The sequence below is a fragment of the Sanguibacter sp. Z6_81 genome (assembly GCF_057180625.1).
The window spans coordinates 210,014-223,826 of sequence record NZ_JBXUFV010000003.1 but is presented as its reverse complement, the minus strand read 5'-3'; the positions used below and the strand labels follow the sequence as shown (position 1 = coordinate 223,826).

Annotated in this window: 15 protein-coding genes; 2 read left to right on the top strand and 13 right to left on the bottom strand. The window is 71.1% G+C overall.

What is annotated here, in order from left to right:
* Nucleotides 1–33 precede the first annotated feature (33 nt).
* The 13 genes from deoC to AC2AXK_RS09335 all read right to left on the bottom strand — a co-directional run bounded on the left by deoC (nucleotide 34) and on the right by AC2AXK_RS09335 (nucleotide 12,720).
* Entirely contained in the window at nucleotides 34–768 is a 735-nt protein-coding gene (deoC, locus tag AC2AXK_RS09395) for a deoxyribose-phosphate aldolase (RefSeq protein WP_484345106.1), read from the bottom strand.
* Between the two features lie 43 nt (nucleotides 769–811).
* A complete protein-coding gene (locus tag AC2AXK_RS09390) occupies nucleotides 812–1,945 on the bottom strand; it encodes an adenosine deaminase (protein WP_484345105.1) in 1,134 nt (377 codons plus the stop codon).
* A 21-nt stretch (nucleotides 1,946–1,966) separates the two neighbouring features.
* Entirely contained in the window at nucleotides 1,967–2,212 is a 246-nt protein-coding gene (locus AC2AXK_RS09385) for a hypothetical protein (RefSeq protein ID WP_484345104.1), read from the bottom strand.
* Between the two features lie 150 nt (nucleotides 2,213–2,362).
* Nucleotides 2,363–2,728, bottom strand: a complete 366-nt coding sequence (locus tag AC2AXK_RS09380) for a DUF202 domain-containing protein (protein ID WP_484345406.1) — start codon at nucleotides 2,726–2,728, stop codon at nucleotides 2,363–2,365.
* Nucleotides 2,725–3,102, bottom strand: a complete 378-nt coding sequence (locus AC2AXK_RS09375) for a YidH family protein (protein ID WP_484345103.1) — start codon at nucleotides 3,100–3,102, stop codon at nucleotides 2,725–2,727. The genes AC2AXK_RS09380 and AC2AXK_RS09375 overlap by 4 nt, the downstream gene beginning before the upstream one ends.
* Nucleotides 3,092–4,387, bottom strand: a complete 1,296-nt coding sequence (locus tag AC2AXK_RS09370) for a thymidine phosphorylase (protein WP_484345102.1) — start codon at nucleotides 4,385–4,387, stop codon at nucleotides 3,092–3,094. Before AC2AXK_RS09370 ends, AC2AXK_RS09375 begins: the two co-directional genes overlap by 11 nt.
* Before the next feature lie 2 nt (nucleotides 4,388–4,389).
* Nucleotides 4,390–4,806: a cytidine deaminase gene (locus tag AC2AXK_RS09365; RefSeq protein ID WP_484345101.1), complete on the bottom strand. Its 417-nt coding sequence runs from the start codon at nucleotides 4,804–4,806 to the stop codon at nucleotides 4,390–4,392.
* The gene (locus AC2AXK_RS09360; RefSeq protein ID WP_484345100.1) at nucleotides 4,803–6,113 is read right to left on the bottom strand and encodes an ABC transporter permease; all 1,311 of its coding nucleotides are present in this window, start codon (nucleotides 6,111–6,113) and stop codon (nucleotides 4,803–4,805) included. The genes AC2AXK_RS09365 and AC2AXK_RS09360 overlap by 4 nt, the downstream gene beginning before the upstream one ends.
* Nucleotides 6,110–7,402 (bottom strand): ABC transporter permease, encoded by a 1,293-nt coding sequence (locus AC2AXK_RS09355; protein ID WP_484345099.1) that lies wholly within the window; start codon nucleotides 7,400–7,402, stop codon nucleotides 6,110–6,112. The genes AC2AXK_RS09360 and AC2AXK_RS09355 overlap by 4 nt, the downstream gene beginning before the upstream one ends.
* Nucleotides 7,399–8,982, bottom strand: a complete 1,584-nt coding sequence (locus AC2AXK_RS09350; RefSeq protein ID WP_484345098.1) for an ABC transporter ATP-binding protein — start codon at nucleotides 8,980–8,982, stop codon at nucleotides 7,399–7,401. Before AC2AXK_RS09350 ends, AC2AXK_RS09355 begins: the two co-directional genes overlap by 4 nt.
* A 118-nt stretch (nucleotides 8,983–9,100) precedes the next feature.
* Complete coding sequence (locus AC2AXK_RS09345) at nucleotides 9,101–10,189, bottom strand: BMP family lipoprotein (protein ID WP_484345097.1); 1,089 nt, start codon at nucleotides 10,187–10,189, stop codon at nucleotides 9,101–9,103.
* Between the two features lie 138 nt (nucleotides 10,190–10,327).
* Complete coding sequence (locus AC2AXK_RS09340) at nucleotides 10,328–11,602, bottom strand: amidohydrolase (protein ID WP_484345096.1); 1,275 nt, start codon at nucleotides 11,600–11,602, stop codon at nucleotides 10,328–10,330.
* Nucleotides 11,599–12,720: a mannose-1-phosphate guanylyltransferase gene (locus tag AC2AXK_RS09335; protein WP_484345095.1), complete on the bottom strand. Its 1,122-nt coding sequence runs from the start codon at nucleotides 12,718–12,720 to the stop codon at nucleotides 11,599–11,601. Before AC2AXK_RS09335 ends, AC2AXK_RS09340 begins: the two co-directional genes overlap by 4 nt.
* Before the next feature lie 218 nt (nucleotides 12,721–12,938).
* On the opposite strand from AC2AXK_RS09335, the gene sdhC reads away from it, so the two are divergent.
* Both sdhC and AC2AXK_RS09325 read left to right on the top strand, forming a co-directional pair.
* Nucleotides 12,939–13,319 carry a succinate dehydrogenase, cytochrome b556 subunit gene (gene sdhC / locus AC2AXK_RS09330; protein WP_484345094.1) on the top strand — a complete coding sequence of 127 codons (381 nt, stop codon included), beginning with the start codon at nucleotides 12,939–12,941 and terminating at the stop codon, nucleotides 13,317–13,319.
* A complete protein-coding gene (locus AC2AXK_RS09325; RefSeq protein WP_484345093.1) occupies nucleotides 13,319–13,771 on the top strand; it encodes a succinate dehydrogenase hydrophobic membrane anchor subunit in 453 nt (150 codons plus the stop codon). Before sdhC ends, AC2AXK_RS09325 begins: the two co-directional genes overlap by 1 nt.
* Nucleotides 13,772–13,813: the final 42 nt, after the last annotated feature.

The following is a 13,813-nucleotide window of genomic DNA, read 5'->3' as shown; positions in this document are numbered from 1 at the left end:
TGGGTGGCGCCCAGCAGCTGGCGCCAGGGTCGGTCAGTAGCCGGAGCTCTCGCCAGCCGCCGGCGGTTCCTGCTGGGCACCACGACCGTCGAGCGCGTCCAGGCCCGCGAGGACGGCGGCGGTGCCGGACAACCCGAGGCGGGTCGCTCCCGCATCGATCATCGCGAGCGCGGCCTCGGCCGTCCGGATGCCTCCGCTGGCCTTGACGCCCAGTCGCCCGCCCACCGTCCGGGCCATGAGCTCGACCGCGTGCACGCTGGCGCCACCCGCCGGGTGGAAGCCCGTGGACGTCTTGACGAAGTCCGCACCGGCACTCTCCGCGGCCTGGCACGCCGCGACGATCTCGTCGTCCTCGAGCGCGGCGGACTCGATGATCACCTTGAGCAGGGCTGGAGCGGGGACGGCCGCCCGCACCGAGGCGATGTCCGCCTCGACGGAATGCCAGGCGCCAGCCTTCGCGGCGCCGACGTCGATGACCATGTCGACCTCGTGCGCGCCCTGCTCGACGGCGAGCGCGGCCTCCGCAGCCTTGATCTGGCTGTGGTGCTTGCCCGAGGGGAAACCGCAGACGGTCGCGATCTTCAGGGTGCTCCCGGCGGGCAGCGCCAACGGCAGCATCGACGGCGACACGCAGATGGAGTACACGCCGAGCTCGTCGGCCTCCTCCGCGAGCGCCGCGACGTCGGCCTGCGTAGCGTGCGCCGTGAGGAGCGTGTGGTCGACGTACTGGGCGAGCTCGCTCGCGCTCAGGTGGCTCGTGCTGGTCATGATGGGCTCCGTCGTTCGTGCGGTTCTCGTGGGGCGGGTGGGATCAGAGGGCGCTGGACGTCCCGACGACGTCGGACGCGGCCGCAGCGTCGTACGCGGCGGCGATGCGCTCCCCCAGGGCGTGCCGCTCGTCGTGGTGAACGAAGGCGCTCCATGCCGCGGCCAGCGTCACGTCACGCAGGTCCTCGAGGCTCCAGCCGGCCTGCTCGACGAGGAGCGTCATCTCCCGGGTCATCGAGGTCCCGGACATGAGGCGGTTGTCGGTGTTGACGGTCACCGCGAAGTCGAGGTCCCGCAGCCGGGAGATCGGGTGGGCGGCGATCGAGTCGGTGACGCCGGTCTGCAGGTTCGACGACGGGCACAGCTCGAGCGGGATCTGGTTGTCGCGGATCCAGTGCGCGACGCGTCCGAGCTCCGGCGCATCGCCGTCGATGCCGGTGATGTCCTCGACGATGCGGGCGCCGTGGCCGATGCGGCTGGCCTGGCCGAGGTGCACGGCCTCGGCGATCGACGGCACACCCGCGGCCTCGCCGGCGTGGATCGTCACGGGGAACGACGCGTCGTTGAGGGTGCGCCACGTCGAGGGGTAGCGGGACGGCAGGAAGCCGTCCTCGGCTCCGGCGATGTCGAATCCGACGACGCCTCGGTCGCGGTTCGCGAGGGCGAGCGCCGCGATCTCGTCCCAGCGGTCGGCGTGCCGCATCGCGGTGACGAGCTGGCCGACGCGGATCTCCCGGCCCTCCTGCGCGGCCAGCGCGACGCCCTCCTCGAGTCCCTCCTGCACGGCGTCGACGGCGTCCTGCAGGGACAGCCCCTGGGTGAGGTGCTGCTCCGGCGCCCAGCGCTGCTCGGCGTAGACGACGCCGTCGGCGGCGAGGTCGACCACGGCCTCCCGGGCGACGCGGCGCAGGCCCTCGCGGGTCTGCATGACGGCGATCGTGTGGTCGAAGGTCTCGAGGTACCGCACGAGGGACCCGGAGTCGGCCGCTGCGACGAACCAGTCAGCGAGCTCGGCAGGGTCTGTGGTCGGCAGCGTGTGGCCGGCCACGGACGCGAGCTCGATGATCGTCTGGGGCCGCAGGCCGCCGTCGAGGTGGTCGTGGAGAAGGACCTTGGGGAGCGCCGCGATGTGCGACACGGTGGTCGCAGGCGCGTCGGAGCGCGGAGAAGACGTCATGCCCCAACGGTACCGCCGAGGTCAGACGTACTCGTCCTCGTCCGGGACGACAGCCGCCTGCTCGACGACGTCCGCCTCGGCCGCGGCGCCCCGCTGGTCCGGGCGCGGGGAACCGGGCGCGTAGTCCTCCGGCGCGGCATCGGCCGCGGCCGCGGCCGCGGCCTGGTGCTGCGCGTCGAGCTCCTCCGTGAGGTTGACCGCTCCGTCGAGATCGGGACTCGTGAGCCCTGCGTCGCGGAGCGCGTCGTTGCCGGGCTGGGTGCTCATGGATGACCTCCTGGGGGGACGGGGGTGGGGACGGCCGGGCCGTGCGGCTTCACGCCCCGGATCTCTCCATGCTCGCCCCGTCGGCTGCCACCCGCCACCGGTCGGCGGACCACACGGGGGTCTCACCGCTGGGTCCGGACCGCTCGGCACCTACGTGCCCCGGATCACCGCGACCACGGCGAGCGTCGCACCGAGCACCCCGAGCAGTGCGACGACGGTCGCCACCCGGACGAGGACCGGCCCGGTGCGCGGCTGGCGGCCGGCCCGGTGATCCGCCGCCGGATTGCGCCCGGGTGACCCACCCAGGAGCACGGCCCCCACGTAGCCGACCAGCCCCGCTGCCGCCGCAGCGAGCCCGGGCGCCCCGGCGCGCAGCGCGGTGAGGGCGAGGACGAACGTCGCGCCGACCACACCCACGAGGGTCCGCTGCCACGCGAGCGCGGTGCGCTCGGGCTGGGCCCCCGGGGGCGGCTCCGGACTCGTCGCGCCGCCCTCCCCGGGCCCGTCGCCGGTCAGAACGCCGCCGTGAGCGCGTAGCCGCCGAGCAGCACAGCCATGACGACGACGCCGGCCACGAGGACCGGCAGCGCACGCGGCGCCGGCAGCGGCCTGCGCGTGCGGAGCGCGATCTCGTTGCGCCGCCACGCGTGGACCGCGTAGAGCGCCACGACGCCGCCGGCGAGGCACACGACGGCCGCGACGACGTCGAGGAAGACCGAGAGGTCCGCGAACGTCGCGAAGGACGTGAGAGCAACCCCGCCCGCGACGAGGCCCAGGCCGGTGCGCACCCAGGCGAGCGCGGTCCGTTCGTTGGCGAGCGAGAACCGCGCGTCGGGCTCGTCCCCGACGTCGTAGACAGCAGCCGGACGTCGGGGGCGGTCAGTCGACACGGTCGATGAGGAGCGGTCGCGCGGCGACCGGCTCTCCCGTCGGGGCGATCCGGACGGCAGCCCGCGCGGACTCGAGCGCCCGCCCGAAGCGCTCCGGGGTGTCGGTGTGCAGGGTGAGCACCGGTTGTCCGGCGACGACGCGGTCGCCCGGCCGTGCATGGATCTCCACACCGGCGCCCGCCTGCACGGGGTCCTCCTTGCGGGCGCGCCCGGCGCCCAGCCGCCAGGCCGCGAACCCGACCTCCAACGCGTCGAGGGACGCGAGCACGCCGTCGTGCGGCGCGAGCACCTGCTCGGTCTCCCGGGCGACCGGGAGCGGGGCCCGCGGGTCACCGCCCTGCGCGGAGATCATCCGCTCCCAGCGGTCCATCGCGCGACCGTCGGCGAGCGCGGCACGGACGTCGTCCGGGCTGGTCTCCCGGCCCGCACCGGCGAGCATCTCGACGGCCAGCGCCACCGTGAGCTCGACGACGTCGTCGGGCCCCCCGCCGGCGAGCACCTCGACCGACTCCCGCACCTCGAGCGCGTTGCCGGCGGTGAGGCCGAGCGGCGTCGACATGTCCGTGAGCAGGGCGACCGTGCGGACGCCGGCGTCGGTCCCCAGGTCCACCATGGTGCGGGCGAGCTCGCGCGCCGACGCCTCGTCCTTCATGAAGGCGCCGGAGCCCACCTTGACGTCGAGCACGAGCGCACCGGTGCCCTCCGCGATCTTCTTGCTCATGATCGACGACGCGATGAGCGGGATCGCCTCGACCGTCCCGGTGACGTCGCGCAGGGCGTAGAGCTTGCGGTCGGCGGGGGCGAGCCCGAAACCCGCCTGGCAGATCACCGCGCCGACGTCCTCGAGCTGCGCCATCATCTCGTCGTTGGTCAGCGCCGCGCGCCAGCCCGGGATCGACTCGAGCTTGTCGAGCGTGCCGCCCGTGTGCCCGAGGCCCCGGCCGGACAGCTGCGGGACGGCCACACCGAAGACGGCCACGAGCGGCGCGAGCGGCAGCGTGATCTTGTCCCCCACACCCCCGGTCGAGTGCTTGTCCGAGGTGGGCCGCGACAGGGACGAGAAGTCCATGCGCTCGCCGGAGGCGATCATGGCCGCGGTCCAGCGTGCGATCTCGGGCCGGGTCATGCCGTTGAGCAGGATCGCCATGTTGAGCGCCGCCATCTGCTCCTCGGCGACCGCGCCCCGCGTGTACGCGTCGATCACCCAGTCGATCTGGGCGTCGCTCAGTGCTCCCCCGTCGCGCTTGGTGCGGATGACGTCCACCGCGTCCAGTGCCTCAGCCATCGTCATGCCCTCCTCACGAGGTCGTCCGGCCCGAACGCGTCGGGCAGCACCTCGGTCATCTGCTTGATCCCGTTCACCGTCTCCACCTGAAGGTCGGCTCCCCCGTGCTCCCACAGGAGCTGGCGGCACCGACCGCACGGCATGAGGGTGCGCCCGTGCCCGTCGACGCAGGTGAAGGCGACGAGCCGGCCACCACCCGACGCGGCGAGCGCGGACACGAGCCCGCACTCGGCACACAGCCCCACCCCGTAGGAGGCGTTCTCGGTGTTGCAGCCGACGACGACCCGTCCGTCGTCGACGAGTGCCGCGGCCCCCACAGGAAAGTGTGAGTACGGCACGTATGCCCGCGTCATGACGTCACGGGCGGCGGCGCGCAGGGCGTCCCAGTCGACGGGTGGCGGGGAGTCGGCGGTGGTCACTTGGTGTACGGGATCCCTTCTGCAGCGGGCGCCCGCACGCGGCCGACGAGGCCAGCGACAGCGAAGATCGTCGCGAGGTACGGCAGCATGGCCAGGAACTGGCTGGGGATGTCGGAGCCCACGACCCCGAGCGCGCTGCGCAGTGCCTCGGCGAAGCCGAAGAGGAGTGCGGCGAGGAACGCACCGCGCGGGCTCCACCGGCCGAGGATCATGGCCGCGAGGGCGATGAACCCCTTGCCCGCGGTCATCTCCTTCCCGAACGCCAGCCCGAGGGTCACGGTGAACGAGGCCCCGCCGAGACCGGCGATCGCCCCACCGAGCAGCGTGTTCCGCCACCGCGTGAGGTTGACCTTGATGCCGACCGTGTCCGCGGCCTTGGGGTGCTCGCCGACAGAGCGCATCCGCAAGCCCCACCGGCTGCGGAACACCATCACCTGGAGGACCACGACGAAGGCGAACATGAGGTAGACGAGGATCGTCTGGCGGAAGAGCATGGGCCCGAGGACGGGGATCTGCGACAGCAGGGGGATCTCGATGATCGGCAGGCGCGGCGGAGAGTTCCACGTCGACGAGTTGGCCTTGAGGACCGTCGAGAACAAGAAGCTCGTCACGCCGGCGACGAGGACGTTGAGGACGACACCCACGATGATCTGGTCGACCCGGTAGGTGATCGCGAACCACGCGAGAAGGACGGCGACGGCCGCACCCGCGACGGGGGCCGCAACAAGCCCCGCGTAGGGGTTCGACGCGAGAGTCGCGACGACGGCCGCCGTGAACGCCCCCGCCAGGAGCTGGCCCTCGATCGCGATGTTGATGATGCCCGACCTCTCGCACACGAGGCCCGCCATCGCACCGAAGGCGAGCGGGATCGCGATGAAGATCGTCTGCGACAGCAGCAGCGGCACGGGAAGCGACTGTGCCGACCCCGCACCTGCCCACACGAGGAACGCGAGGACGACGGCCACCCCGAAGGTCACCGGCAACCACGCGCCGGTGCGCCGGTGCCGGCTGGCCTCGAAGGCCGAGTACGCCGCCAGGAGGAGTCCCAGCACGGACAGCACGATCGCTGTCGCGCGGGCGGCGACGGTCAGCGGGGCGAGCTGGACGACGTCGCTCGCGCTCGCGAGCGTGAACGTCGTCGAGTCGCCAGCCGGCGAGCCGAGCCCGAACAGCACGAGGCTCGTGAGCGCGACGACCGCGTAGCCCGCAGACGGACCCCACGACACGCGCGGTTCGACCTCACCCGTGAGCGTCCCGTGCGTGGCCTTGCCCGGCGGGACGGACGGGGACTTCGTCGTCGCGCTCACGCTGCGACCTCCTTCGAGAGCCGGACGGACGAGCCCGGGGCGGGCAGCCGGAAGATCGCACGGACCAGCGGAGGCGCAGCGATGAGCAGGACGATGAGCGCCTGCACGACGAGGACGATGTCGATCGGTGTGCCGCTCGCGGTCTGCATGAGCGGCGAGCCTGCTCGCAACGCACCGAACAGTGTTGCGGCGAGGACCGTGCCGAGCGGACGGGAACGCCCGAGGAGGGCGACCGTGATCGCGTCGAAACCGATGGAACCGGCGACGCCGTCCTGGAGGACGCCCTCGGTGCCGAGCACCTGTGACACTCCGCCCATCCCGGCGAGGCCCCCCGCGACGAGCATGACCGCGAGGTACACGGACGGCACGGAGATCCCCGCCGTCCGGGCGGCGTCAGGGTTCTCACCCACGGCCCGGAACTTGAAGCCCCACGTCGAGCGCTCCATGAGCCACCAGGTGCCGACCGCGGCGAGGATGGCGAGGATCCAGCCCGCGTGCAGTCGGAACGAACCTCCGAGAAGCCCGACGAACATCGCCGAGTCCTCGAGGCGGGGCGAGATCGGGTTGTTGCTGCCGGGCCGCTTGAACGCCGTCGTCGACAGCAGGTACGACATGAGGAACACGGCGACCGAGTTGAGCATGATCGTCACGATGACCTCGTTGGCGTCGAACCGCGCCTTGAGGTAACCCGCGATGCCCCCCCACAGGGCGCCAGCCATGAGGCCGCCGACGACGGCGAGGATCACGTGCACGACGCCCGGCAGATCGAACGCGAACCCGATGTACGCCGCGCCGATCGCACCAAGGACGACCTGGCCCTGCGCACCGATGTTGAACAGCCCGGACCGGAAGCCGATGCCGATGCCGAGACCCGCGAAGATGAGCGGGACCGAGGCCGTGAGCGTCTCCGTGATCGGTTTGAACATACGTTGCGTCGTCGAGGCCTGCGGATCGAAGACAGCGCCGCGGAACAACGACGAGTACGCGCCCCACACGGAGTCCCACACGGCTGTGAAGAAGTCGCTCGGCCGGGCGAAGACGTATCCCGCCGTGCGCTGGACGTCGCTGTCCGCGGCCGCGACCAGGACGGCCGCGAGCGCGAGCGCAGCGACGACGGCGAGGACGACGACGGCGGAGCTGCTCTCGAGGATCTCTCGGACCATCGAACGCGGTGCGGCTGCGCCCTTCTCGGTGGTCGCGCCGGGGGCCCCGGGAACGGTCTCGGTCACGGCGGTGCCCTCGGCGTCGTGGGGCGCCCCGGCACTCTGGCTGGGTCGGGGGTCGGTCACGGGGAAACCTCCGGGATGCTGCCGGGCGCGGCATCGGCCTGGCTGAGGAGCGTGGTGTGCTTGGCGGCCTCTGCCCGGGCCGCGTCGAGCGAGAGCCCCGCCATCATGAGCCCGAGGACGTCGCGTGACGTGTCACCCGGGACGATCCCGACGATCGAGCCGCGGTACATGACCGCGATCCGGTCGGCGAGGGCGAGCACCTCGTCGAGCTCGGTCGAGACGATGATGACGGCCGTCCCGTGGTCGCGCTCGGCGACGATCCGCCGGTGCACGAACTCGATCGACCCGACGTCGAGGCCACGCGTGGGCTGCGACGCGACGAACAGCTGCAGGGGGCGCGACATCTCGCGGGCGAGGACGACCTTCTGCTGGTTCCCGCCGGACAGCGTGCTCGCCGCGTCCTTCGGCGACGCGGCACGGACGTCAAACTCCTTGACGTACTTGGTGGCGTTCGCGGCGACGGCGTCGCGGTCGAGGGCGGCGCCGCGGGCGAAGGGCGCCTTGTCGTGCAGGTCGAGGATGAGGTTCTCCTCGATGGAGAACGACGTGATGAGCCCGTCCTTGCTGCGGTCCTCGGGCACGAACCCGACGCCTGCGGAGAGCACGTCGCGGATGGAGCGCCCGAGGAGCTCGGTCCCGCCGAGGCGGATGCTGCCCGTCGCGTCGCGGTGCATGCCGAGGATCGTCTCGGTGAGCTCGGTCTGACCGTTTCCCTGGACCCCTGCGACGGCGAGGATCTCTCCCGACGCCACCTCGAACGACACGTCGTCGAGGAGCGTCTCGTCAGACGAGCCACGCAGTGCCAGCCGGGACACGACGAGGCGTGTCTCGGCGGGCTTGGCGGGCGCCTTGTCGGTCGTCAGGTTGACGCTGCGTCCGACCATGGCGGACGCGAGCTCCATCTCGGACGCGGTGGGGTCGGCGGAGCCGACGACCGTGCCACGTCGGATGACCGTGATGCGGTCCGCGACGGCGCGGACCTCGCGAAGCTTGTGGGTGATGAAGACGATGGACGTCCCCGCAGCCTTGAGCTGACGCATGATCTCGATGAGCTCGTCGGTCTCCTGCGGCGTGAGCACCGCGGTCGGCTCGTCGAGGATGAGGACCTTCGCATCGCGGGAGAGGGCCTTGATGATCTCCACGCGCTGCTGGGCTCCGACCGGCAGGTCCTCGACGAGGGCGTCGGGATCGATCTGGAACCCGAAGCGGTCCGAGATCTCCCGGACGAGCGCGCGGGCCTTCTTCAGGTCGATGAGACCGCCCTTGACGGGCTCGTGCCCGAGGACGACGTTCTCGGCGACCGTGAACACCGGCACGAGCATGAAGTGCTGGTGCACCATGCCGATCCCTGCGGCCATCGCGTCACCGGGGCCGGAGAAGGTGCGCGGCTCGTCGTCGACGAGGATCTCCCCGTCGTCGGGGTCGTACAGGCCATACAGGACGTTCATGAGCGTGCTCTTGCCCGCCCCGTTCTCGCCCAGCAGGGCATGGATCTCCCCGGGTTCCACGACGAGGTCGATGTGGTCGTTGGCGATCAACGACCCGAAGACCTTGGTGATCCCCCGCAGCTCCAGCTTCATCCCGGTGAGTCCTTCACGTCGATCGGGTGGACGGCCACTCTTCCATTGTGCCGTCGCGGTGCGGACGAACGAGCGGGTGGCCCCTGGCGTCGTGCCAGGGACCACCCGCCGGTGTGGATCAGTCGACCGGAGTCGCACTCACGGACTCGACGACGAGGTCGCCGTCGATGATCTGCTGCTCGAGCACGTCGAGCTGCTCCTGGAGCTCGGCGGGCACGGCCGACTCGAGGTCGTGGAACGGGGCGAGCGAGACGCCACCGTTCGCGAGGGTGCCGACGTAGGGCTCCGGGTCGAACGAGCCCTCGGAGGTCGACGAGACGACGTCGAAGACGGACTGGCCGATCTCCTTCATGACGGACGTGAGGATGATGCCCTGGTACTGCGCAAGCTTCTCCTGCTCGTAACCGTCCGAGTCCACCCAGATGACCTTGACGCCCTCGTGCTGGCTGGCGGACGCGAGCGCGCCCTCACCGACCGGCCCGGCGACGGGGAGGATGACGTCCGCACCCTGCGAGATGAGCAGGTCGGCCTTCGTGGCGCCCACGCTGATCTCCTCGAAGGTCTCCGTGAACTCGCCGGACTGCGCGTCCTTGTCCCAGCCGACGACCGTGACGGCCGTGCCGTTGTCCTCGTTGTACTTCGCGACACCGTCGACGAACCCGTCCATGAAGATCGTCACCGACGGGTACGGCTGGCCGCCGAACGTGCCGACCACGCCGGTCTCGGAGACGCCCGCGGCGAGGTACCCGGCGAGGAACGCAGCCTCCTGCGTGTTGAACAGCAGCGGCTTGACGTTGTCACGGACGGGGTCGACGCCCGAGTCGATGAGCGCGAAGCGCTGCTCGGGGTTCGCGTCCGCAGCCTCAGCGGTCGCGTCGGCGAGGTTGAAGCCGACCGTCACGATGAGGTCGCAGTTCGCCTGGACCATCGAGTCGACGTTCTGCGTGTACTGGCCCGCGTCGGTGGACTCCGCGAACTGGACGTCGATGCCCAGCTCCTCCTCAGCGCGCTCCAGACCGCTGAATCCCGACTCGTTGAACGAGTTGTCGTCGAATCCGCCGAAGTCGGACACCATGCACCCGGTGAAGTCGCCAGCTGCAGATGTTCCGTCGGACCCGCTCGTGTCCTCGTCGGGGGCGTCAGCGCACGCGGTCAGGGTGAGCGCGGCGGCGGCGCCCATCGCAGCGATGCGGGCAAGTGTCTTCACGTGGAGCTCCTGTGGTCTGGTCGAGAGAGATCGCCCTGGGTCTTCCAGGTACGCAGGAATGCGCCTAGACCTGGTTCGGTGACCCGTGCGCGCTCACCATACGACCCCGGGTGTGAACATCTCGTTACTGAAGGGTAACTACGCGAGTTCGTTACGAAAGCGCAAGGTTGGTCTGCGCTCTGACACACCGGGTCCCGCGCTTCGAGATGCCGCAGCGCCGCCCGCCGCCGCCACCTCCGAGAGCAGGAGGATGCCCACGGAGATCGCCTGCTCGTCGACGCGCAGGTCCCCCTGGTGGATGTCGTACGTGCGGCCGCCCGGGGTCCGCGTCCCCAGCCGTGCCATCGCACCGGGGACCTTCGTGAGGTACCAGGCGAAATCCTCCCCACCGAGGGACTGCTCGGTGAGGACGACCGACCCCTCGCCGAGCATCTCGCGCGCCGAGCGCTCGAGCGTCGTCGTGCAGGCCGTGTCGTTCTCGACCGGTGGCACGCCCCGCTGGTGGTGCACCTCGACCTCCACGCCGTAGGGCTCGGCGACCTGCCGGACCGCGTCGTGCAGCACCTGTGCGGCGCGCTCCCACGCGCGCACGTCGAGACAGCGCAGCGTCCCGCGCAGCAGTCCGCTCATGGGTATCGCGTTGGGCGCCGCCCCGGCCTGCACCGCGCCCCACGTGAGGTTGACGCCCGACCGCGGGTCGAGCCGGCGCCCGAGGACGGCCGGGACCTGGGTGATGATCTGCCCGAGCACGTACACGAGGTCACCCGTGAGGTGCGGCCGCGACGTGTGCCCGCCCCTCGAGGTCGCGTGCACCGTGACCTCGTCGGACGCCGAGGTGATGGGACCGATCCTCGTCCCGATCTTCCCGACGTCGAGCTTCGGGTCGCAGTGCAGGGCGTAGATCTCGCCGACGCCGTTGAGACCACCCTGGTCGAGGACCTCCAGGGCACCGCCCGGCTGGACCTCCTCCGCGGGCTGGAAGATGAGTCGCACAGGTTGGTGCAGCTCACCGGCGGCATGCAGCCTGGCGAGCACGAGGCCCACGCCGAGCACGATGGTCGTGTGCACGTCGTGGCCGCACGCATGGGCGACGCCGCGGACCGTCGAGGCGAACTCGACGCCGGAGGTCTCCGGCAGCGGAAGGGCGTCGATGTCCGCCCGGACCGCGATACGTCGGCGTCCGGAGCCTGCGGCGCCGGGCCCGATGTCACAGGTCAGGCCACTGCCGTTCAAGAGCCTGGGCTCGAGCCCCGCCTGCCGCAGCCGCGCCGCGAGGAGCGCCGTCGTCCGGAGCTCCGCCCGCGCGACCTCGGGGTGCGCGTGGATGTCGCGGCGGATCCCGACGAGCTCGTCGATGATCTCGTCCGTGAGGTCCGCGATGCGTGCGCGCAGCGACTCCTGCTCACCGGTCACAGGAGCTCGTCCAGACCGCGATCACGCAGCTCGGTGACGACGTCCTTGACCTGCTGCGCCCGGGCGCGTGTCGTGACGAGCAGCGCGTCCGGGGTGTCCACGACGACGACGTCGTCGAGCCCGAGGATCGTCACCACCCGACCTGCCGCGGGGACCACCACCGACCCCGCGCTCTGGATCCGCACGACCGCGCCGTCGTCGCCGAGCACCTTCGAGCCCGCCTCGTCCGCGGCAGGCAGCAGCGCGGCGAGGGAGTTGAAGTCCCCGACGTCGTCCCAGCCGAACGACCCGGGGACGACGACGACGCCACCGGCGGCCGCGACCGGCTCTGCCACGGCGTGGTCGATCGCGACCTTCTCCAGGCCCGGCCACACGCGGGCGACGACCGCCGCGCGCTCCGGCGTGTCCCAGGCGGCCGCGATCGTCCGGATGCCGTCGTGCAGGGCGGGGCGCTCCCGGGCGAGGTGGTCGAGGAGCACCGAGGCGCGAACGAGGAACATGCCGGCGTTCCAGCGGTACTCGCCGGTGGCGAGGTAGCGCTGGGCCGTCGTCGCGTCGGGCTTCTCCGTGAACCCGACGACGTGCAGGGCGCTCGGCGCCCCGGCAAGACCGAGCGGAGCCCCGGAGTGGATGTAGCCGAACGCCGTCGACGGGCGGGAGGCAGCGATGCCGATCGTCACGACGTACCCCTCCTCCGCGGCGCGCACACCCTCACGGACGGCCTGCTCGAAGGAATCCTGGCCGGTGATGACCTGGTCGGCGGCGAAGGAACCGAGGACCACGTCGCCGTGCCGCTGGGCGAGCACCGCCGCAGCCAGACCGATCGCCGCCATCGAGTCCCGCGGCGACGGTTCGGTGAGGATGTTGGCGGCGTCGAGCGCGGGCAGCTGCTCGGAGACGGCTGCGGCGTGCGCCTCCCCGGTGACGACGACGACCCCCTGGGCGAGCGCACCCACCCGGTCCACCGTCGCCTGGATGAGCGAGCGCCCCGAACCGGTGAGGTCGTGCAAGAACTTGGGCGCGCCGGACCGCGACAGCGGCCACAGCCGGGTTCCTGCGCCCCCCGCGGGAATCACTGCGTAGAAGTTCGGGAGGGCGGGCTCACGGGTCGGGGACATGGCACGAGCATAATCACCGGCTCGCCGCCCGGCCGTCGATCCTGTGGAGTGCATCACAAACGACGAGCGCCACACGCGAACTCCCGCCCTGCGGGCGCAACCATGGCGCAACAGTCACTACAGTGAAGAGGTCAGACGGATCTGGTCGACGACGCCCAGAGACTTCCGTGGAGAACCGGACACAGGTCCGACGCTATGAACAGCCCAGGAGGCGCCCAGTGCCCAGTGCACCCGCTGGCACGTTGTACCGCGGCCGCGAAGGTATGTGGTCCTGGGTCGCGCACCGCGTGACCGGCGTGCTCATCTTCTTCTTCCTGCTCGTGCACGTCCTCGACACCGCACTGGTACGGGTCTCACCGGAGGCCTACAACGCCGTGATCGGCACGTACCAGACGCCCATCATGGGCCTCGGAGAGGCCGGCCTCGTCGCGGCGATCGTGTTCCACGCCTTCAACGGTATCCGCATCATCCTCGTGGACTTCTGGGCCAAAGGTCCGCAGTACCACCGAGCGATGCTCTGGACCGTCGTCGGCCTCACACTCGTCACCATGGCCGCGTTCCTGCCGCGCCACCTCATGAACGTCTTCGGGGAGCACTGATGGCCGCCGCACCTGCGCTGACGAACCCGCGCGACTCCTACAAGCGCGTCAAGAGCACGCGCTCGAACTTCGAGCTGTACGGCTGGGTCTTCATGCGGGCCTCCGGCGTCGTCCTGCTCGTCCTCATCTTCGGCCACCTCTTCGTCAACCTCATGATCGGCGACGGCGTGAACGCGATCGACTTCGCGTTCGTCGGCGGCAAGTGGACGTCGCCGTTCTGGCAGATGTGGGACCTGCTCATGCTGTGGCTGGCGATGATGCACGGCACGAACGGGGTGCGCACGATCATCAACGACTACGCGGAGCGTGACGGTGTCCGGCTCGCGCTGAAGATCGCCCTCTACGTGTCCTTCGTCGTCGTGACGGTCCTCGGCACGCTCGTGATCTTCACGTTCAGCCCGTGCCCGGTCGGCGCACCTGCCGACCTGCTCCCGTCCGTCTGCACGTCCTGAGCCACCGCTCGACCCCCTGACCCACCCTCTCGTCACAGGAGA

Coding starts and splice junctions, on each gene's coding strand:
- AC2AXK_RS09390 (WP_484345105.1), bottom strand. CDS start 1,945: ATGACGTCTTCTCCGCGCTCCGACGCGCCTGCGACCACCGTGTCGCAC.
- AC2AXK_RS09370 (WP_484345102.1), bottom strand. CDS start 4,387: ATGGCTGAGGCACTGGACGCGGTGGACGTCATCCGCACCAAGCGCGAC.
- AC2AXK_RS09335 (WP_484345095.1), bottom strand. CDS start 12,720: ATGTCCCCGACCCGTGAGCCCGCCCTCCCGAACTTCTACGCAGTGATT.
- AC2AXK_RS09350 (WP_484345098.1), bottom strand. CDS start 8,982: ATGAAGCTGGAGCTGCGGGGGATCACCAAGGTCTTCGGGTCGTTGATC.
- AC2AXK_RS09325 (WP_484345093.1), top strand. CDS start 13,319: ATGGCCGCCGCACCTGCGCTGACGAACCCGCGCGACTCCTACAAGCGC.
- AC2AXK_RS09385 (WP_484345104.1), bottom strand. CDS start 2,212: ATGAGCACCCAGCCCGGCAACGACGCGCTCCGCGACGCAGGGCTCACG.
- deoC (WP_484345106.1), bottom strand. CDS start 768: ATGACCAGCACGAGCCACCTGAGCGCGAGCGAGCTCGCCCAGTACGTC.